General features: G+C 55.8%; 24 protein-coding genes. 10 read left to right on the forward strand and 14 right to left on the reverse strand.

Annotated elements, in window-relative coordinates; translation table 11 throughout:
* Positions 1–39: 39 nt before the first annotated feature.
* The 6 genes from AZE99_RS07400 to AZE99_RS16090 all read right to left on the reverse strand — a co-directional run bounded on the left by AZE99_RS07400 (position 40) and on the right by AZE99_RS16090 (position 2389).
* A complete protein-coding gene (locus AZE99_RS07400; RefSeq protein WP_197460272.1) occupies positions 40–369 on the reverse strand; it encodes a hypothetical protein in 330 nt (109 codons plus the stop codon).
* Entirely contained in the window at positions 369–677 is a 309-nt protein-coding gene (locus AZE99_RS07405; RefSeq protein ID WP_067199376.1) for a hypothetical protein, read from the reverse strand. Before AZE99_RS07405 ends, AZE99_RS07400 begins: the two co-directional genes overlap by 1 nt.
* 23 nt (positions 678–700) lie before the next feature.
* Positions 701–1084, reverse strand: coding sequence for an envelope stress response membrane protein PspC (gene pspC / locus AZE99_RS07410; protein ID WP_067199379.1), 384 nt, complete (start codon positions 1082–1084; stop codon positions 701–703).
* On the reverse strand, positions 1081–1389 hold the full coding sequence (pspB, locus tag AZE99_RS07415) for an envelope stress response membrane protein PspB (protein ID WP_067199381.1): 309 nt from the start codon (positions 1387–1389) through the stop codon (positions 1081–1083). The genes pspC and pspB overlap by 4 nt, the downstream gene beginning before the upstream one ends.
* Entirely contained in the window at positions 1389–2063 is a 675-nt protein-coding gene (pspA, locus tag AZE99_RS07420) for a phage shock protein PspA (protein ID WP_067199383.1), read from the reverse strand. The genes pspB and pspA overlap by 1 nt, the downstream gene beginning before the upstream one ends.
* 149 nt (positions 2064–2212) lie before the next feature.
* Entirely contained in the window at positions 2213–2389 is a 177-nt protein-coding gene (locus AZE99_RS16090; protein WP_156472149.1) for a hypothetical protein, read from the reverse strand.
* A gap of 161 nt (positions 2390–2550) precedes the next feature.
* Between AZE99_RS16090 and pspF the strand changes: the two genes are divergently transcribed.
* Positions 2551–3597, forward strand: a complete 1047-nt coding sequence (pspF, locus tag AZE99_RS07425) for a phage shock protein operon transcriptional activator (RefSeq protein WP_067199386.1) — start codon at positions 2551–2553, stop codon at positions 3595–3597.
* A 48-nt stretch (positions 3598–3645) separates the two neighbouring features.
* Here the strand turns inward: pspF and AZE99_RS07430 are convergent, their stop codons facing one another.
* Positions 3646–4209 (reverse strand): urate hydroxylase PuuD, encoded by a 564-nt coding sequence (locus tag AZE99_RS07430; protein ID WP_067199389.1) that lies wholly within the window; start codon positions 4207–4209, stop codon positions 3646–3648.
* Between the two features lie 183 nt (positions 4210–4392).
* Here AZE99_RS07430 and AZE99_RS07435 point away from each other — a divergent pair, with 183 nt between their 5' ends.
* Complete coding sequence (locus tag AZE99_RS07435) at positions 4393–4998, forward strand: superoxide dismutase (RefSeq protein ID WP_067199391.1); 606 nt, start codon at positions 4393–4395, stop codon at positions 4996–4998.
* Positions 4999–5020: 22 nt separating this feature from the next.
* Here the strand turns inward: AZE99_RS07435 and AZE99_RS07440 are convergent, their stop codons facing one another.
* The 5 genes from AZE99_RS07440 to AZE99_RS07460 all read right to left on the reverse strand — a co-directional run bounded on the left by AZE99_RS07440 (position 5021) and on the right by AZE99_RS07460 (position 10394).
* Entirely contained in the window at positions 5021–5659 is a 639-nt protein-coding gene (locus tag AZE99_RS07440; RefSeq protein WP_067199394.1) for an inner membrane-spanning protein YciB, read from the reverse strand.
* Complete coding sequence (gene ftsY / locus AZE99_RS07445; protein ID WP_067199396.1) at positions 5656–6585, reverse strand: signal recognition particle-docking protein FtsY; 930 nt, start codon at positions 6583–6585, stop codon at positions 5656–5658. Before ftsY ends, AZE99_RS07440 begins: the two co-directional genes overlap by 4 nt.
* Positions 6582–7847, reverse strand: coding sequence for a tRNA (N(6)-L-threonylcarbamoyladenosine(37)-C(2))-methylthiotransferase MtaB (gene mtaB / locus AZE99_RS07450; protein ID WP_067199398.1), 1266 nt, complete (start codon positions 7845–7847; stop codon positions 6582–6584). Before mtaB ends, ftsY begins: the two co-directional genes overlap by 4 nt.
* Positions 7847–8650, reverse strand: a complete 804-nt coding sequence (dapF, locus tag AZE99_RS07455; protein WP_067199400.1) for a diaminopimelate epimerase — start codon at positions 8648–8650, stop codon at positions 7847–7849. Before dapF ends, mtaB begins: the two co-directional genes overlap by 1 nt.
* Before the next feature lie 70 nt (positions 8651–8720).
* Entirely contained in the window at positions 8721–10394 is a 1674-nt protein-coding gene (locus AZE99_RS07460; RefSeq protein WP_082788280.1) for a putative bifunctional diguanylate cyclase/phosphodiesterase, read from the reverse strand.
* A gap of 259 nt (positions 10395–10653) precedes the next feature.
* Here AZE99_RS07460 and ffh point away from each other — a divergent pair, with 259 nt between their 5' ends.
* The 8 genes from ffh (at position 10654) to AZE99_RS07500 (ending at position 16317) form a co-directional block, all read left to right on the forward strand.
* A complete protein-coding gene (gene ffh, locus AZE99_RS07465; protein WP_067199402.1) occupies positions 10654–12117 on the forward strand; it encodes a signal recognition particle protein in 1464 nt (487 codons plus the stop codon).
* A gap of 43 nt (positions 12118–12160) precedes the next feature.
* Positions 12161–12637, forward strand: coding sequence for a 30S ribosomal protein S16 (rpsP, locus tag AZE99_RS07470; RefSeq protein ID WP_067199404.1), 477 nt, complete (start codon positions 12161–12163; stop codon positions 12635–12637).
* A 120-nt stretch (positions 12638–12757) separates the two neighbouring features.
* Positions 12758–13240 carry a ribosome maturation factor RimM gene (gene rimM / locus AZE99_RS07475; RefSeq protein ID WP_067199406.1) on the forward strand — a complete coding sequence of 161 codons (483 nt, stop codon included), beginning with the start codon at positions 12758–12760 and terminating at the stop codon, positions 13238–13240.
* On the forward strand, positions 13237–13551 hold the full coding sequence (locus AZE99_RS07480; protein ID WP_067199409.1) for a hypothetical protein: 315 nt from the start codon (positions 13237–13239) through the stop codon (positions 13549–13551). Before rimM ends, AZE99_RS07480 begins: the two co-directional genes overlap by 4 nt.
* 58 nt (positions 13552–13609) lie before the next feature.
* Positions 13610–13966, forward strand: a complete 357-nt coding sequence (locus AZE99_RS07485; protein ID WP_156472150.1) for a hypothetical protein — start codon at positions 13610–13612, stop codon at positions 13964–13966.
* A complete protein-coding gene (gene trmD / locus AZE99_RS07490; protein WP_067199414.1) occupies positions 13963–14811 on the forward strand; it encodes a tRNA (guanosine(37)-N1)-methyltransferase TrmD in 849 nt (282 codons plus the stop codon). Before AZE99_RS07485 ends, trmD begins: the two co-directional genes overlap by 4 nt.
* Before the next feature lie 3 nt (positions 14812–14814).
* Positions 14815–15207, forward strand: coding sequence for a 50S ribosomal protein L19 (gene rplS, locus AZE99_RS07495; RefSeq protein ID WP_067199416.1), 393 nt, complete (start codon positions 14815–14817; stop codon positions 15205–15207).
* A gap of 84 nt (positions 15208–15291) precedes the next feature.
* On the forward strand, positions 15292–16317 hold the full coding sequence (locus AZE99_RS07500; RefSeq protein WP_067199418.1) for an aspartate-semialdehyde dehydrogenase: 1026 nt from the start codon (positions 15292–15294) through the stop codon (positions 16315–16317).
* Here the strand turns inward: AZE99_RS07500 and AZE99_RS07505 are convergent, their stop codons facing one another.
* A complete protein-coding gene (locus AZE99_RS07505; protein ID WP_067199421.1) occupies positions 16318–17871 on the reverse strand; it encodes a DHA2 family efflux MFS transporter permease subunit in 1554 nt (517 codons plus the stop codon).
* The gene (locus AZE99_RS07510; protein WP_231862716.1) at positions 17871–18980 is read right to left on the reverse strand and encodes an HlyD family secretion protein; all 1110 of its coding nucleotides are present in this window, start codon (positions 18978–18980) and stop codon (positions 17871–17873) included. The genes AZE99_RS07505 and AZE99_RS07510 overlap by 1 nt, the downstream gene beginning before the upstream one ends.
* Positions 18981–18983: the final 3 nt, after the last annotated feature.

Consider the following 18983-nt stretch of genomic DNA (forward strand, 5'->3'; position numbering starts at 1 on the left):
ATGAGTAGCGCGATTATGCCTTCCATAAACTCTGTCCTCTTAATTCGCGCGCTTGTCGCGCAGCTGTTCTATTTCCTGGGTCAGTCGGTGGCTGTCATCGGTGACAATCCGTTCGACATTGGCGAGCCGGTCTTTGACCGAGCCCAGTTCGGCGCGCAGTTCGGCATTTTCATTGGTCAGCAATTTAACCCGCTCGACGGCTTCCTGATCGGTCTTGGGATAGACTGACTTGCCCCATTGGTTTTCCAGAGGATAGCCGTTCTTGATCCGCATCCAGGTGGTCAGGACCCAGCCGCCGACTGCAATAGCAGCGACAACTGCAATGATTGGGGCAAGTTCGGTGATCATGGTGATCTTTTCCGGATCCATCAATTCTTCTCCCTTAATGCTTCGATTTCATCCGCCGTCCGTTTGGCGGGATCAGTGGCGATCCGTTCGAGCACTTGCAGGCGTTCCTGCAGGCGGTCGATCTTGCCGACCAGTTGCGCATTTTCATTGGAGAGCAACTCGATCTTGCGATGTTCGTCCGGGCTGGCTTTGGCAGACTTGCCGGTCTTTCCGCCCCATTCATCTTCCAGTTCATAGCCATGTTTGGCTCGGATCCAGTTGTTGATGATCCATCCGCCATAGCTGACGGCGATGATGGCGATAACAAATTCGGGGCTTCCCCAATCCATATCCATTCTCCCTGTTCAGGCGCTTAGCGCAGGTTCTCGATCTCGTTCGACAGCGTCGTGTTCTTGCTGGTGTAATAGAGTTCCATGTCGGCCAGCTTGCGGTCGATTTCCCGGAAGCGCGATTTGATGTCGCGGCTGGTGCGGCGCGGCGATTGGCGCACGCCCTGCCAGAATTTGGTGTCTTCCGGATCGCTCAGATACATGCCGATCGGTTTTGGCTCGGAAATCTTGGCTGCGATCCAATAGGCTATCAGCGTCCAGGGAAAGGCAAAGGTTACCGTTGCGATGATCGCTGCGAGTCGAACCCAGGCCACATTGATCCCGGTGTAGTCGGCGATCCCGGCACAGACACCGCTCCATTTTGCGCGTTGCTTGTCGAGATAGAATTTGGTGCGGGAGGAGCTCATGAGGGGTGCCTTTCTTTTTTCAGCAGCTCGTCAAAATTTTCGAGCGTCGGGGTTGGCTCAGTTGAGGGGCTTGGAAGACCGGATTGACGCCAGTCGGGGTTGTCCGCTGCCATGATGCGCTCAATGGTTTCCATCCGGTCATCCAGACGGCGGGCCATGTGGTGCAATTCTTCCAGCAGATTCTCATCTTCATTGGTGATCGTCGCCGCGGTTTTCCATTTGGTCACATAGTGAAAGATCAACCACGGCAGACCGATGAATAACGTTCCCATTACGATGGGAATGATGATGAGTTCTTCCTGCATTATGCGTCACCTTTTTTCATGGCTGCCTTCATGGCTTCCAGTTCTTCATCAACCTTGTCGCTGGATTCGAGCGCAGCGATCTGGTTCTCCAGGCTCTGTGGCTCTCCGCCCATGCCAAGCGAGTCGGCACGGCCTTCGGCAAAATCCACCTGGCGTTCCAGATATTCAAACCGCGAGAAGGCATCATGCACTTTCTCACCATTGTACATTTCGCGCAATTTCACGCGATTTTCAGCGCTTTCAAGCCGATTGACCAGGCTGCTCTGGCGCGAGCGGGCTTCCTGCAGTTTCTTCTGCAATTTCGCAATGTCACCTTCGGACGCGCGGAGCGCATCATCGAGCACCTGGATTTCCGCTTTCAACTGGTCCGCCATGTCAGCAGCCTTGCGCTTTTCGACCAATGCCGCCTTGGCGAGATCTTCACGATCCTTGGAAAGCGCGAGCTGGGCTTTTTCGCTCCAGTCCTCGGTCAGATGATCCAGCTTGTCGATATGCCGGCGCATTTCCTTCTGGTCGGCAATCGTGCGAGCCGCCGAGGCGCGAACTTCGACCAGGGTTTCCTCCATCTCGAGGATGATCATGCGGATCATTTTGGACGGGTCTTCAGCCTTGTCCAGCATGTCGGTAACGTTGGCGGCGATAATGTCGCGTGTTCTTGAAAAAATACCAGCCATGTACATACTCCGGTTGCGTCTGTGGTTCTGTTTGAACTTGTTCGAGCCTTTGCTCCAGTCCTGTTCTACATCATCCTGTTGAATTTCAAAAGGTGGCCGGGACCTGACTTCGACAAGGGGGAAAGAAGGGGCCCCGGCCATTTTTTCCGTCATGCCCGATAACCGATGTTAACAAAGCTGACAGAGGGGGATTCGGTCTGGTGATCCACCATCATACCTTCGGCCTGTGCGGGTCCGACGGCGCTGAGCAAAATCGTCACGCTGAATAGCAGGATCGAGATAACCGCAGAGATATCGGTGCGGCTCATTTTGGTCAGTGCAGGCATGGTTTCCTCCAGAAGTTCGTGTGTTGCGTATCTGAACACTACATTGCAGAAGGCGTGCCAACTCGATCAACATATTGAAATATATCGATTATCTATAATTTCCTGCCTGATGAACATGGTATTAATTGCTATTTAATGGTAATTGACACTATATATTGGCCATGGAACGGGAAAGTCAGTTTGTCGGAGAATCGGGGGCCTTCCTCGATGCCGTGGAAAAAGCCAGTCGGGCGGCGCCACTCAACCGCCCCGTGCTTGTCGTTGGTGAGCGCGGAACAGGCAAGGAGCTTATCGCCGAACGCCTTCACCGACTCAGTCTGCGTTGGGATGGGCCGTTTATCACGCTCAATTGTGCAGCGATGCCGGAAACCCTGATTGAAGCGGAATTGTTCGGTCACGAGGCAGGAGCCTTTACCGGTGCGACAAAGGCGCGGGTAGGGCGATTCGAGGAAGCAGACGGCGGCACATTATTCCTCGACGAACTGGGTACATTATCTACCGGCGCGCAGGAACGTCTGTTACGGGCAGTGGAATATGGCGAGATCACGCGTATCGGATCGTCCCGGCCACAGCGCGTCGATGTCCGGATCGTCGCGGCTACCAATGCCGATCTGCCAAAAATGGCGGAACAAAACAAATTTCGCGCCGACTTGCTCGACCGGCTTTCATTCGAAGTTGTGACTTTGCCGCCGCTCCGCGTGCGCGAAGGCGATATCCCGGTACTGGCGGACTATTTCGGCCGTCGCATGGCCGCCGAACTGGAATGGCCGTCATGGCCCGGCTTCGGCCGTCTCGCATCGGAGGCGCTGAACCGGCATAATTGGCCCGGCAATGTAAGGGAATTGCGCAACGTGATCGAGCGCGCCGTCTACCAATGGAATGATCATAGCAGACCGGTTGACCATGTTGTGTTCGACCCGTTTGAATCGCCCTGGAAGCCACGAGAGACCAAGGAAGGGCCGGACGCTGAACCTGCTGAACCGTCGACGGGAGAAGGCCAGCCTGTGCATTCTGACCCGGCTGCGACGGAACCGGTCTTCCAGGATGTGGACGACATGAAAGCGGCGGTGGAAGCCTATGAAAAGCGGATATTGGAAGCCGCGCTGGCGAAATCACGCTATAATCAGCGGCAGACCGCCAAGACACTCAACCTGACCTATGACCAGTTGCGCCATTCTCTAAAGAGGCATGATCTGCTGGGGACATAGAAAAGGGGGCCGCAAAGCCCCCTTTTTATGCTTCCAATTCTTCCAGTCTTATCCGGCGTTGGCATTTACCATCGCATAGAACATCGGCAGGGAAAGCAGGACATTGGTGCGCGAGGCCATCAATGCGATTTTGCCTGCTGCTGCTTTTTCATCGGCTGTGGCTTCGACGATTCCCAGAACCTTTTTCTGTTTGGGCCAGATGATGAACCAGACATTGGCTGCCATGACGATGGCAATCCACATGCCGACGCCAATCAGCGTAAACGGTGCCTGCAGCGTCATGGCCTGATGGACCCAGCCACTAGCCCATGCGACATAAAGACCGGTGACCACCGTGAGCAAAGCGGCCCAGCGGAAATAGAATAATACTTTGGGTGCAATATGTTTGCCGACAGCTGGTTTCAGCTCGTCCGGGATGGTCGGCATCAGTGGCACCTGAACAAAGTTCAGATAATAGAGCAGTCCGATCCACAGCACACCGAAAAACAGGTGCAGCCAGCGGCCGATTGCATTGCCGGTGACCATATCGCCATCCAGGCCAAACATCAGCGCGATTGCCGCAATCAAGCCGACAATCATCACCGCATTCAGATTTCCAAAAAATTTTGCCATTGTGCATCCCCCAAAGATATATTCCGTAACAAGGGGATAACATTATGCCGGGACCGTCATCATGTCACGAAAAAATGGATTTTTGACCACGCCAGGCGATCAAAGCGATAATTGTTCTTGCATCTTTTCCGCTATTGATGCGTTGCCCTGTCATATCTCGAAAAAAAATGGAGAAAACAGATTATGGCTTTCGAACTTCCCGCGCTCCCGTATGATAAAAATGCTTTCGGAGACCTGATTTCCGAAGAAACATTCAACTATCATCATGGCAAGCACCACAATGCTTATGTCAGCAAGACCAATGACGCGATCAAGGGCACCGATCATGAAGGCAAAAAGCTTTCGGAAATCATCAAGTCAGCAGACGGTGGCCTGTTCAACAATGCCGCTCAGGTCTGGAACCACAGTTTCTACTGGCTGTGTCTGTCGCCGGAGAAAAAGGAAATCACCGGAGAACTGAAAGATCGCCTGGAAAGCAGCTTCGGTTCGATCGACGACTTCAAAACCAAGTTCAAGGAAGAAGCGACCGGCCATTTCGCCAGTGGCTGGGCGTGGTTGGTTCTCGATGGTGATGAGCTGAAAATCACATCCTATCATGATGCCGACACACCGGTCGCTCACGATGTAAAACCTGTGTTTACGCTCGATGTCTGGGAACATGCTTATTATCTGGATTACCAGAATGCCCGTCCGGACTATGTGTCCGCGTTGCTCGACAATGCAATCGACTGGGATTTCGTCGCGCTCAATCTGGACGGAGACGGCGTCAGCCGCGCCGACCAGGGCTAAACGTCAGCCTCCGCTATTAAGTTCAAGCCGCGTCCTGGCCTTCAGGGCGCGGCTTTTCTTCTACCGAAAAGCCGTGCTTCATCAGCATCGGGATATTCGACATGGCGAAGACAAAGGACGCGGTGGTGATGCCCCAGACCTTGATCGTCAGCCACCAGTCGAAGGTCAGGGTTGCGACCATCAGTTCATTGATCACTGCCATGGCTGTAAAAAACAGGGCCCAGTTGCGTGACAGCTTGATCCAGCCTTCGTCGCTCAGACCTTCGAACGCCGCCTGCAGCAGGCTTTTCAGCATGGCCTTGCCGCGCACCAGCCCGCCGAATAATATCGCTGCAAATCCGGCATAGATAATCGTCGGCTTGTGCTGGATGAAACGCGGGTCGTTGAAATAGATGGTGAGGGCACCAAATCCCAGAATCAGAATTGCCGACATCCACATCATCGGTGATATCTTGCCAAGCTTCCACTTGGAAACGATCATGGCGAGGACGATCGCCACCATGAAGGCGATCGTACCATAAATTGCCGAGGTGATCGGATTGCCCTCGGGCGCTCCGAATTTATAAACCAGAAAGAAAACCAGCAGCGGCCCGAAATCGAGCGCGAAGCTCAGGCCTCTATGTTCTTTTGGGATTTCCTCAATTGCAGTGGCTTCGGTCATTTTTCTATCCCGGCTATGGCTGCGGCCAAATCTTCGGCCTTGAACGGTCTCAAGTCTTCAACGGTTTCACCGATCCCAATGGCGTGGATCGGCAATCCAAATTGTTTTGCCGCCGCCACCAGCACGCCGCCGCGCGCAGTGCCATCCAGCTTGGTCATGATCAGTCCCGTGACCTTGGCCACGTCCTGGAATACTTCTATCTGGGACAGGGCATTCTGTCCGGTTGTCGCGTCCAGTACCAGCACGACATTATGCGGCGCTGCCGGATTGAGCCGACCCAGCACCCGCCGGATCTTGTCCAGTTCATCCATCAACTCGCTGCGATTCTGCAGTCGTCCGGCTGTATCGACGATTAACACATCGATTCCGGTTTCTGTGGCCTGTTTGACGCCTTCATACACGATGCTGGCGCTATCGCCGCCTTGTGGCCCGCTGATGATCGGTACACCCAGTCGCTCGGCCCATATCTTTAGCTGACCGATGGCCGCTGCCCGGAATGTATCGCCCGCTGCCAGCATGACGCCATAATCCTGTTCGAGAAACAGGTGGGCCAGCTTGGCAATCGTGGTGGTTTTTCCAGAACCGTTGACGCCGATGACCAGTATCACCTGCGGACGGGGAAAGGCATCGATTTCCAGGGGAATGGCAACCGGTTCCAATATGGCCGCGATCTCGCGCTGGATAATTTCCTTCACCGCTTGTTCGGTCAGACCTTTTTCAAACCGCTCGACGGAGAGCTTCTCGCGGATCGACGCAGCCGTTGCCGGACCAAGGTCCGACATGATCAGTGCGTCTTCAATATCATCAAGCGTGGCCTCATCGAGCTTCGCCTTGGTCACCAGGCCTGCCAGATTTTCGGTCAGCCGTGACGATGTCTTGCTGAAGCCGCCAAACAGACGCTCTTTCCAACTATTTTTCTCGGTCACGCTATCACCCTGCCAATCAATTTCTTGTCCTGCATGTCGATAATCTCGACCGGCACTATCTGCCCCTTGCTCGCCTTAGTATCGAAGTGCACCCGGGCGAAATTTTCCGAATAGCCGGTATCGCCGGAGATTTCTGCCAGTATATTCTGCCGGGACCCGACCAGCGACTGGTGCCACGACCCGGACCGCTCGCGGATTGCCGTCCGTAATATTTTGGCTCTTTCCTTGATCACCTGGCCATCGATCTGCGGCATTTTCGCCGCCGGTGTGCCCTGTTTCGGTGAATAGGGAAAAATATGGCCATGCACAATATCGCACTGCTCGATTATCGAGAGACTGTTGGCGAACATGATATCGTCTTCGGTCGGGAATCCGGCAATAATATCTGCGCCGATTGCGATTTCCGGTCTCCTGGATTTCAACCGTTCGACCAGAGCAATCGCCTGCTCCCTGTTATGCCGTCGCTTCATCCGCTTGAGAATCATATTGTCCCCAGACTGGAGCGATAAATGGACATGCGGCATGAGCCGCGCTTCTCCGGTCAGCAGGTCAAACAAACGGTCATCGATTTCGATGCCATCAAGAGAGGAAAGCCTCAGCCGAGGCAGTTCCGGCACGCGTTTCAAAATACGCTCGATCAACATGCCCAGCGTGGGCGCGCCGGGCAGGTCCGGACCATAGCTGGTAACATCCACTCCGGTCAGCACGACTTCCTGAAATCCCTGGTCGACCAATGCCTGAACCTGATCGACGATCAGCCCGGCAGGCACTGAACGACTATTGCCCCGACCGAACGGAATGATACAAAAAGTGCACCGATGATCACAGCCATTCTGGATTTCGACAAAGGCGCGCGAACGGTCGGCAAAGGCACTGACCATGTGCGGAGCGGTTTCGGTGACCCGCATGATGTCGGACACCCGTATATCCGGACGGTTGCTTTGCAGGCCGAGCTTGAAATTGGCTGCATCATATTTGTCGAAATTGCCGACCACCGCGCTCGTTTCCGGCATGGCGGAAAACATCGCGGGGTCAACCTGCGCAGCGCAGCCGGTGACGATGATATTCTTTTCCGGATTGTCTTTCTTGGCCCGGCGGATGGCTTGCCGCGTCTGTCTGACCGCTTCATTGGTCACCGCACAGCTGTTGACGATGATCAGATTGTCACCGTCGATATTGTTGGCAGCCAGATTCTGGCGCAACGTCTCGCTTTCCGCAATATTGAGCCGACACCCCATGCTGATCATTTCCGGAGCGCTCATCAGAATCGGGTCCAGTCCGCTTCGCCTGAAAAGACATAGCTTGTCGGTCCCTGCATCTGAATCGATTCGCCGTCGTGCCAGCCAATCACCAGCGTTCCACCCGGTAAATTAACCTGCACGGGGCTGCTCACCAAGCCCCGTTTAATCGCAGCGACGGCAGTGGCGCAGGCGCCGGTGCCGCAAGCCCGGGTCAGTCCCACACCCCGTTCCCAGACGCGCAAATATATGGCTCCGTTCTTGATATGCGCGATATTGACGTTCACTTTTTCCGGAAATAGCGGATCGAATTCGATCATCGGACCCAACCGGTCCAGCTCCACCGAAGCGCTGTCATCGACGAAGAAAATCACATGCGGATTACCGACATTGACGGTAGCGGGATTCTGTAAATCCTCCCATCCAACCGGCATGTTGAGTGTATCCATAGCATAAGCGAGGGGGATGGACTGCCAGTCGAACCGGGGCGTACCCATGTCGACAATCGCGCCATCCGCGGTTGCACTGCCAATGATGATGCCGCCATCGGTTTCAATCCGGGTTTCATCGCCGATCAGCTTCGCGACGCATCTGCTTGCGTTGCCACAGGCTTCAACCTGGCTTCCGTCCGAATTGAAAATCTGCATTTTGACGTCCGCATCGATCGAAGGACGCAAGATGATCAGTTGATCACAGCCGACGCCGCTATGCCGGTCTGCAATGGCTGCGACCTGTGCGCCGGACAGTGTGATCTCTTCCTCGCGCGCATCGATAATGACAAAATCATTGCCCAATCCGTGCATTTTGTGAAAGCGTCCTGTCGTCATGACTGGCGATTTAGGGATGACGCCCCCGGGAGTCCAGCAATTCGGCTAGCCGGCCTTGACGGCAATCCTCCTAGCCGGCGTCTTGCAGGGCATTATTTTTGACGGAGGGATGGACGATGTCCGATGGCAGGGCATCGCTGTCGTTGGCGTCGTCAGCAGCCAGCAAATCGCGTGTTGCCAAAAGCTTGCGCGTCTCCTCGACCGTCAGAGGCTGTCCATAATACCAGCCCTGACCCTGGGCGCAGCCCATTTCACGCAATTCGCTCTCGGTTTCTTTGTCTTCGATACCTTCTGCGGTGATTGGCATCCCTAGGCTCTCGCCTAGTCCGTTGATCGCTTTGACGATGGCCTTGCTTTCTGAATTCAGGAGAATGGATGATACAAAGCTGCGGTCAATTTTTATCCGGTCAAATGGCAACGCGCGCAAGTGGGCAAGCGAACTATAGCCGGTGCCAAAATCGTCCAGGGCGATGTTGATGCCCTGGTTTTTCAAACTGCCGACGATGGATTGCGCCAGGCTCAGATTTTCAAACAACGAGCTTTCGGTGATTTCGATTTCCAGCCGCTTGGGCGGGAAGCCGCTTTCGATGAGCAATTTGACAATTTTCTGCGCCAGCCAGGGATCGAGCAACTGGACCGGGGAAATATTGACCGAAAGGGTGAGGGCGGCATCCCAATCTTTGGCGCTGTTCAGAGCCTGTCTCATAACGCTGATCGACAGCTCGCCAATCATCCCGGTTTCCTCGGCAATCGGGATGAATATTTCCGGAGAGATAAGGCCCTGTGTCGGTGATTCCCATCGGGCAAGCATTTCGAAGCCGGTCAACTTTCCGGTCGCGAGATCTATCTGTTGTTCGAAATAGGGCACAAATTCCCCATTGGGAATCCCTATCCGCATACCCGTTTCCAGCAAGCGGCGCGTTTGCAGTTCCTGTTCCATGTTCGCATCGAACCAGCAATGGCGGTTTCGCCCCTGCTTTTTCGAACTGTACATGGCTATGTCCGCCTGGCGCATCAGGACCTCAACGCCCTCTGATTCGTGATCATAGCAGGACATGCCGATGGACGTCGTCACTTCAAGCTGGTTGCCATTTTCAACGATCGGCGAAGCGATAGCATCAATCAGATCGTCCGCAATCCGCTCGACCATTTTTGGCTGCTCGGGATCAAAGACAAAGGCGCAGGCAAACTCGTCGCCACCAAGCCGCGCCAGCAAATTATGGGGCGGTACGATTTTTGCGATACGGGCGGCCACTTGTTTCAGCACGGCATCGCCAGCGCTGTGGCCATGCACATCGTTGATATTTTTGAAATTGTCGAGATCGAGCATCATGAAAGTGATGCTCTTCTGTTTCCGTTGCGCGAGACGGATCATCTCCGCTGTTCTTTCACCGATTGTACGACGATTGAGCAAACCGGTCAGCGGATCGGTTACTGCGAGCGAATGGGCAAGCTGTTCGGCGGCGGCCCGTTCTTCGACTTCTTTTGTCAGATCTTTGTAGCGACGCCAGCCAAAAAGGATCAGGGCAATATTGAGGAGGAACGCGGGGACCAGCACATTGTCGCCGGCTTTGGCCTGGCCTGTGATGGAGTCGATAGCATCGGAGATTACTGTTCCGCCGGTGCTCGCGAACATAAGTATCGCCAAGATAACGATGATGCCGGTCACAACGTCTCGGCCAACGGATATTTTATATCCGTTTTTCATCAACCTGAGATGTTGGTCGGCTGCTGGTCGAGCCATTATTATTTTCCCACTGTTATCCGCAGCCTTGTGCCGCAGCACTTCTCAATTTCTGGTTAACAGGCGTTCATATTTGTGCATAATTCGGACTTGCGATATCGAGCGAACTGCACTAATAAGCCGCCAACAAGGGCAATCGTTGTATTGCCAATTCAGATTAGAGTTCGAATAACTCACACGTCGGTCAGCGAGGTTTCGCCCACCGGCGCTTTTTGCGTTGGCCGGAAATCCGGCTGTTTTGAGGAAGGAAAGGCGGAACATGTTTGATAAGTTAAGCGACCGCCTTGGCGGAGTATTCGACAAGCTGCGTGGTCGCGGTGCGCTACGTGAAGAAGATGTTCGCGGTGCGATGCGCGAAGTGCGGATCGCCTTGCTCGAAGCAGACGTTGCGCTCCCGGTCGTCAAGGATTTTGTCGAGAAGGTAACCGAGAAAGCCGTCGGCCAGTCGGTGCTCAAATCGGTGACCCCGGGCCAGCAAGTGGTCAAGATCGTCAATGACGGTATTGCCGAGATGCTGGGCTCTGAAGTCAGCGCGCTGGAACTGTCTGTCGCGCCGCCTGCCATCATCATGATGGTTGGTTTGCAGGGGTCGGGTAAAACAACCACGACCGCTAAAATTGCCAAGCGGCTGAAGGACAAGGACAACAAGAAGGTCATGATGGCCTCGCTCGACGTCAACCGTCCGGCAGCACAGGAACAATTGGCAGTCTTGGGCGAGCAGATAAGTGCCGCCACCTTGCCAATTGTCGCTGGGCAGCAGCCGGTTGAGATCGCCAAGCGGGCATTACAGGCCGCAAAATTGCAGGGCTTCGATGTTCTGCTTCTGGATACCGCCGGACGTCTCCATGTCGATCAGCAGTTGATGGACGAGATGAAGGCGGTTGCCGATATCTCCAAGCCGCAGGAAATCCTGCTGGTGGTCGATGCGCTGACCGGCCAGGACGCCGTCAACGTTGCCCAGAATTTCTCCGACCAGGTCGATCTGACCGGCGTCGTGCTCACCCGCATGGATGGCGATGCACGTGGCGGTGCGGCGCTGTCGATGCGCGCGGTTACCGGCAAGCCGATCAAATTCGTCGGTGTCGGCGAAAAGATCGATGCGCTTGAAGAATTTCATCCGGAACGCGTTGCGGGCCGGATATTGGGCATGGGCGATGTCGTCAGCCTGGTCGAAAAAGCGGCCCAGGTCGTCGACAAGGAAGAGTCCGAAGCGCTCGCCGAGAAAATGCTCAAGGGCCAGTTCGATCTCAACGATCTGCGCTCGCAGCTCAACCAGATGACCAAGATGGGCGGTCTGGGTGCAATGGCCTCGATGATGCCGGGCATGAAGAAAGCCAAGGCGGCAATGGCCGGCGGCGCGATGGACGAAAAGGTTCTGGTCCGCATGGATGCCATCATCGGTTCGATGACCAAGGAGGAACGGACCCGTCCGGGCCTCCTCAACGCCAAGCGCAAGCGGCGGGTCGCGATTGGCTCGGGCACAACCGTGCAGGACGTCAACAAGCTGCTCAAAATGCATCAGGAAATGGCCAAGGCGATGAAGCGCATCAAGAAGATGGGCGGAATCAAGGGGCTGATGTCGATGCTCGGTGGTGGCGGCGGAGCCGCTGGCGCCGGAATGGGCGGGCAGGGCGGCGGCATGGCCGGCATGCCCGGGCTTCCCGACATGTCTCCGGGCGGGCTTCCCCCTGATCTGGCGAATTTATTGAACAAGAAGAAATGATCGTAACAACATAAATAACGTATTTTAAGAAAGGTTTTTCAAAATGGCAGTAGCAATCAGAATGTCCCGGGGCGGATCCAAGAAACGTCCTTATTACAAAATCGTCGTCGCCGACGCCCGTGCGCCACGCGATGGCAAGTTCATCGAACGGATCGGCAGCTACAACCCGCTGCTCGCGAAAGATGACGAAAAGCGCGTTGTTCTCGACACCGAGCGTGCGAAACATTGGCTCGAAACCGGCGCTCAGCCATCCGATCGCGTCGCCCGTTTCCTCGACGCCGCTGGTCTGTTGAAGCGTGAAGCGCGCAACAACCCGAACAAGGGCAAGCCAGGCGAAAAAGCCACCGAGCGTCTCGAAGAGAAAGCAGAAAAAGCCGCTGCTGCTGAAGAAGCCGCCAAGGAAGCTGCTGCAGCGCCAGCGGAAGAAGCTCCGGCTGAAGAAGCTGCTGCCGAAACACCAGCAGAAGAAGCACCAACTGCTGAAGCCGCACCTGCCGAAGAAGCTAAAGCTGAAGGTTAGTCAACCAATGACAATGCGCACCGTTCCTCCCGAGCTTGTCGAAGGAGAGCGGTGCGCATTTTTATATTGGGCCAGCAATTGCAGACGACGGAACAGGCCTGACACATACGGAATTAATCAATGAACCCGGACAAACCCGTCCCGCTCGCCGTCATTATCGGTGCTCACGGGATCACCGGCGAGGTCCGGCTCAAGCTGTTCTGTGACAGTCTCGACAGCCTGACTGTGCACAAAAATTTCAACGGCGGCGCATTGACGCTGAAATCCGTCAAACCCCATAAAATGGGCGCAATTGCACGGATTGCCGAAATCACCGACCGCAACGCCGCCGAAGCCGCCCGCGGCACCGAACTCACCGTCCCGCGTGCCGCCTTGCCGGAACTGGACGAGGATGAATTCTACCATATCGACATCATCGGCCTGCGCTGCGTCTCCGACGCGGGCGAAGAACTGGGCAAGATATTCGCTATCTACGAATTTGGCGCCGGCGATGTGATCGAGATCGAACGCGCCAGTGGCAAGAAATTCATGGTGCCGGTCAAGGCGATCGACATGCGCGGCGATCCGGCGATCGTGCTGGCGGACTTTGTCGAACCGCAATGATGCTGATCGTGACCATCCTGGTCATCGCAGGCCTGACGATTGCGATCATCGAGATTGCCAGGCGGCGGAACCCCGACATAAATCTCGCCTGGCTGCCCTTCCTGGCAAGCCTTCCCGTCCCCTTGCTGTTTGTCCTCTACTGGCTGTTCAGCCTGTGGTGGATCCAGTCCGATCACTGCCTTGATGCCGAAATCTGCAGCAGCGGCGGCATGATGACGATGTCGATCGGCGCCGCCGTCGGCCTGTTCGGCAGTTTCTTCGTCGGCATGACCACCGGAATATTGTGGATCAACGGGCGCAGAAAGAAATGACTTTCACCACGAACACTCCGACACCTTTTGCTGCTATTGAAAGCGTGGAGTTTGCGACGTGAGCGAAGACACGCTATCAAATATCATTTCCATGGCTAGGCAAATATCTGGCTTGAAATTGATCAATGAAAAGACGTCTGTCAACCAAGATTTGAGAATCGCTGGAGGCGATGTGATAGAGTTCGTCGATCTGATAGCCGAAAAATATGGAGATGAAGTCTATCAATGGCCGTGGGACCGATTTGCAATATTGGACGAAGGGTTATCTCCTCTTTTCTTGCCAATGTTAGTCTGGCAATTGATTAGTTGGCCGTTTCGCGGGACATTTGGTTATCCTAACGAACTGGAACGGCTGACCATGGGGCACATAGCGAAAGCAATCGACACCGGTCATTGGATTGAACCACATAAATGACCTTCACCGCTCAAATCCTCACCCTTTACCCGGAGATGTTTCCCGGGCCGCTTGGCACATCGCTGGCAGGCAGGGCGCTCTCGGAGGGCAAGTGGGCCTGCGACACCATCAACCCCCGCAATTTCGCGACCGACAAACATCGCAGCGTCGATGACACGCCGGCGGGCGGCGGTGCCGGCATGGTGCTGCGGGCGGATATCATGGCCGCAGCGGTGGACCATGCTGTGGAGCGGATGGAAAAATACGTGGCGGCACAGAACTCCGTTCGTCCTGAGCCTGTCGAAGGACAGGGTGGTGAGGCGAGCGGTGCTTCGACAAGCTCAGCACGAACGGCTCCACCACCACACGCCCCCGTCCTCGCCATGACCCCGCGCGGGAAACCGCTCACCCAGGCCCGCGTCCGCGAAATCGCGACCGGTCCCGGCGTCACCATAATCTGTGGCCGTTTTGAAGGATTTGACGAGCGCCTGTTCGACGCCCGCGAGATCGAGGAAGTGTCGATCGGCGACTATGTCCTGTCCGGCGGAGAAATGGGCGCCTTGGTGCTTTTAGACGCTTGCATTCGGCTGCTTCCCGGGGTAATGGGCGCGTCTTCTAGCGGAGATGACGAGAGTTTCGAGAACGTTATTCTGGAATATCCGCAATATACCCGACCTCAAATATGGGAAGGGCGCATTATCCCTGAAGTTTTGCGATCGGGGGATCATGCGAAAATAGCTGCTTGGCGGAAACAACGGGCAGAGGAAGATACACGGCTAAGGCGGCCGGATTTATGGGAGCGTCACAGGGACGCTCCGGATCAGTCGCCCTCTGGTGCGCAGGAAAAAGATAAAGATAAGGAATAGGTCATGAACCTGATTCAGACACTAGAAAAAGAAGCCGTAGACGCATTTATCGCGTCCAAGGAAATCCCCGAATTTCGCGCTGGTGATACATTGCGCGTCGGTGTTCGCGTCGTCGAAGGCGAGCGCGTTCGTACCCAGAATTTTGAAGGTGTGTGCATTGCACGGACCAATCGCGGCATGGGCTCCAACTTCACCGTACGCAAAATGTCGTTCGGCGAAGGCGTTGAGCGTGTGTTCCCGCTTTACTCCCCGAACATTGAAAGCATCACCGTGGTTCGCCGCGGTATCGTGCGTCGCGCGAAACTTTACTATCTGCGTGGCCGGACTGGTAAACGGGCCCGTATTGCGGAACGCCGTTTGAACCAGCCAGCGAAAGGCACTGAAGCGAAAAAATAATCATCGCTTTATAAAAGTTTCAGACAGCCGGTTCTCCTCCCAAGGAAAACCGGCTGTTTTAATATCAGGAACAGGAAAAGTTTCATGGGTTACAAAATTGCAGTCGTTGGTGCCACGGGCAATGTCGGGCGCGAGATGCTCAATGTATTGGTCGAGCGTGAATTCCCCTATGACGAGATCGCCGCCGTGGCTTCGTCCCGCTCGCAAGGCAGCGAAATCGAGATTGGCGACACCGGCAAGATGCTCAAGGTCCAGAATATCGAGCATTTCGATTTTTCAGGCTGGGATATCGCCCTGTTTGCTGCCGGTTCCGGTCCGACCAAGGAATATGCACCCAAGGCTGCTGCGGCAGGCTGCGTGGTGATCGACAACAGTTCGCTCTATCGCATGGATCCGGACGTTCCGTTGATCGTGCCCGAAGTGAACCCCGAGGCGATCAGCGGCTATACCAAGCGCAATATCATCGCCAATCCCAATTGCTCGACCGCGCAGATGGTTGTGGCGCTGAAACCATTGCATGATGCGGCGACGATCAAGCGGGTGGTCGTGTCCACCTATCAGTCGGTTTCCGGCGCCGGCAAGGGCGGCATGGACGAATTGTTCGAACAGTCCCGCGCCATTTTCGTCGGCGATCCCAAGGAAAGCCACGTCTTCACCAAGCAGATCGCGTTCAACGTGATCCCGCATATCGATGTATTCCTCGACGACGGCTCGACCAAGGAAGAGTGGAAAATGGTCGTTGAGACCAAGAAGATTCTCGATCCAAAAATCAAGGTAACAGCAACCTGCGTCCGCGTGCCGGTTTTTGTCGGTCACAGCGAGTCGATCAATATCGAGTTCGAAAAAGAATTGTCCGCCAAGGACGCCCAGAAAATCCTGCGTGACGCGCCCGGCATCATGCTGGTCGATAAGCGCGAGGATGAAGGCTATGTCACCCCGGTGGAATGTGTCGGCGATGGCGCCACCTTCATCAGCCGCGTACGCGAAGATCCGACGGTCGAAAACGGTCTGAACATCTGGTGCGTCAGCGACAATCTGCGCAAGGGCGCGGCGCTCAATGCTGTGCAGATCGCGGAATTGCTCGGCCGCAAACATTTGAAAAAGGGCTAGTCACTCCATCATCGGCACGGCCTTCGCACCCGCCTTGGGAACCTGCAACAGCAGGACCAGCGGGATGACGGCCAGCGTCACCCACATCATCGCCCGGAAATCATCCAGATAAGCGATCATGGCCGCCTGCTTGTTGATGATCGCGTCGGCCATCATCAACGCCTGATCTCCCAGGCCCTGGAACCGATCTGCCGTGCTGGCATCGATATTGTTTATCGTCGAGCCGGTCACATTGGACGCCAGGTCACTGTGGCTGGTCTGGATGTTTCTGCCCAGCAGCGCGGATGCAATCGAGATGCCGATCGATGCGCCGATGCTGCGAAACAGGTTGAGCAGGCTTGATCCGTCGGTTCGCAGATGCGGTGGCAGGGAAGCGAAAGCCAGAGTGTTCAGCGGAATGAACACCAGGCCCATGCCAAGCCCCTGAATCAGGCCGCTGATGACAAAGGGATGCCAATCCATCTCTACCGACCATTGGCTCATCTGCCACAGGGACAAGGCGACTATCAAAAATCCGGTGCCGACTAGCAGGCGAGCATCCACTTTCCCCACCAGCCTGCCGGCGATCGCCATGCTGAGCAATATGCCGACGCCGCGCGGGGCTAGGAGAAGGCCGGTGTCGATGACCGGATAGCCATAGAGATTCTGCATCATCGGTGGCAACAAGGCCATATTTGCGAACATCACGATGCCGATGGCAATCATGAAGAACAGGCTGGTGGCGAAGCTTCGGTTGGTCAGCATTTCCCGGGCAAATAGCGCGCCTTTGGCTGTTGCCATTTGCACGGCGAAAACCCAGAATGCAGCGATCGAAAGCGCCGCCTCGATCCGGATTTCCCAGCTGTCGAACCAGTCCAGCTGGGTGCCGCGATCCAGCATGAGCTGCAAGCTCCCAAGTCCGACCGCGAGCGCCCAGAAACCGAGATGATCGAACTTTCGCCGGAACACGGCTTTTTTCGGCAGCAGCGCCCAGAGCGCTGCGATTGTCGCAATGCCGATCGGAACATTGACGTAAAAGCACCAGCGCCAACTGTAATTTTCCGTTAGCCAGCCGCCAATGATCGGGCCCAGGATTGGTCCCACCATGATGCCCATTCCCCATATTGCCATGGCGCGGGCGTGGCGCTCGGGGGGATTGATGTCGAGCAGGACGGTCTGGGCCAGCGGGGCGATAAAGGCACCGCTGATGCCCTGCAAAACCCGGAATGCGACCATTTCCTCAAGATTTGTAGCGAGCCCGCAGAGCATCGACGCGAAGACAAAGCCGGCCACCGAAATCAGAAACAACTGACGCCCGCCGATCCGGTCGGCGAGCCAGCCGGTGATCGGCATGGCAATGGCAGAGGCGATAATATAGCTGGTGAGGACCCAGGTCACTGTGTCGAGCGACGCACCGAGACTGGTTTGCATGTGCGGCAATGCAACATTGGCAATGGTCGAGTCGAGTATCTGGATGATCGAGGCACCCATGACAGCCAAAGTCAAAAGCCCGCGGTTCAATGGGGTAAGTTTGTTTTCTGGCGCGGAACCGGCGGCCGCTGCGGTGGTCGCCATCACTTGCCCTGGGAGCGGATATCGACGGTCACTTCGGTCGACAGACCAGCGATCAACGGGCGCGGCGATGGCTCGTCGATCGCGATGCGCACGGGAACGCGCTGGGTCACTTTTACCCAGTTACCGGTTGCATTCTGCGCCGGCAGCACGGAAAATTCGCTGCCGGTACCGGCGCCGATGCTTTCGACATGGCCTTTCAGCTTTATGTCCGGATAGGCGTCGAGGGTGATGTCGGCCCGTTGACCAACTTGCATCTTCGCCAGGCTGGTTTCCTTGAAATTGGCCTCCACCCAGCTTTTCTTGTCGGCGATAATGGTAAGGGCAGGGAGCCCGCTGACCATCATCTGTCCGGGTTGCAACCGGTCTGCCTGGGCTACCCGTCCGGAGGAAGGCGCCCGCACGATTGTGCGGGACAGGTTCAGACGTGCCTGCTCCCGCTGTACTTTCGCTGCGGCAATGGCTGGATTCTCGCCCGGCATCGAACGGGCATTGGCCGCGAAACTTTGCGCTTCGGCGGCATCAGCCTGCGCCTGGCGCAGTTTCTCGCGCGCCTGCTCGACCGCATGCTGGGCGGCTTCAAAGTCGGCCCTGGTGGTGAAACCGCGTTGCATCAGCGCCAGTTGCCGTTCGAACGTGGCCTGGGCAAATCCGATATCTTCCCGGGCTGCAGCTATGTCGACGCTGCTCCCGGCAGCGGTAGTGCGCAGGGCCTCAAGCTGTACTTCCGCACCGGCAATCGCGGCATTGGCCTGTGCCAGCGCAATTTCGAAGGGAGCAGGATCTATCCGGAACAATATGTCGCCTTCTTTTACCAGATCATTTTCACTGACCCTGGTTTCGATGATCCTGCCACCGACTTCGGCGGAAACCGAAACCCGGTCCTGCTGGATATAGGCATTGTCGGTGGACACGCTCTGCCCGCTGGTCAGCCAGAAATATGACCCGATCGCGATCAGGGTCAGGGGCACAATCGCCATGATGATCCAGCGGCCCCAGCGGCGCTGGGGATTGCTCGCCGGAATGCCGTCGACCGGGGTCGATTCCTGATCATCTTCAGGCAGGCCGGTCGACGAATCATCTTGTTGCGATATTTCTTTGGATTCCAGCATGTC

Origin of the sequence: Sphingorhabdus sp. M41, from assembly GCF_001586275.1 — a bacterium.
In the GTDB taxonomy this organism is placed as follows: Bacteria; Pseudomonadota; Alphaproteobacteria; order Sphingomonadales; family Sphingomonadaceae; genus Parasphingorhabdus.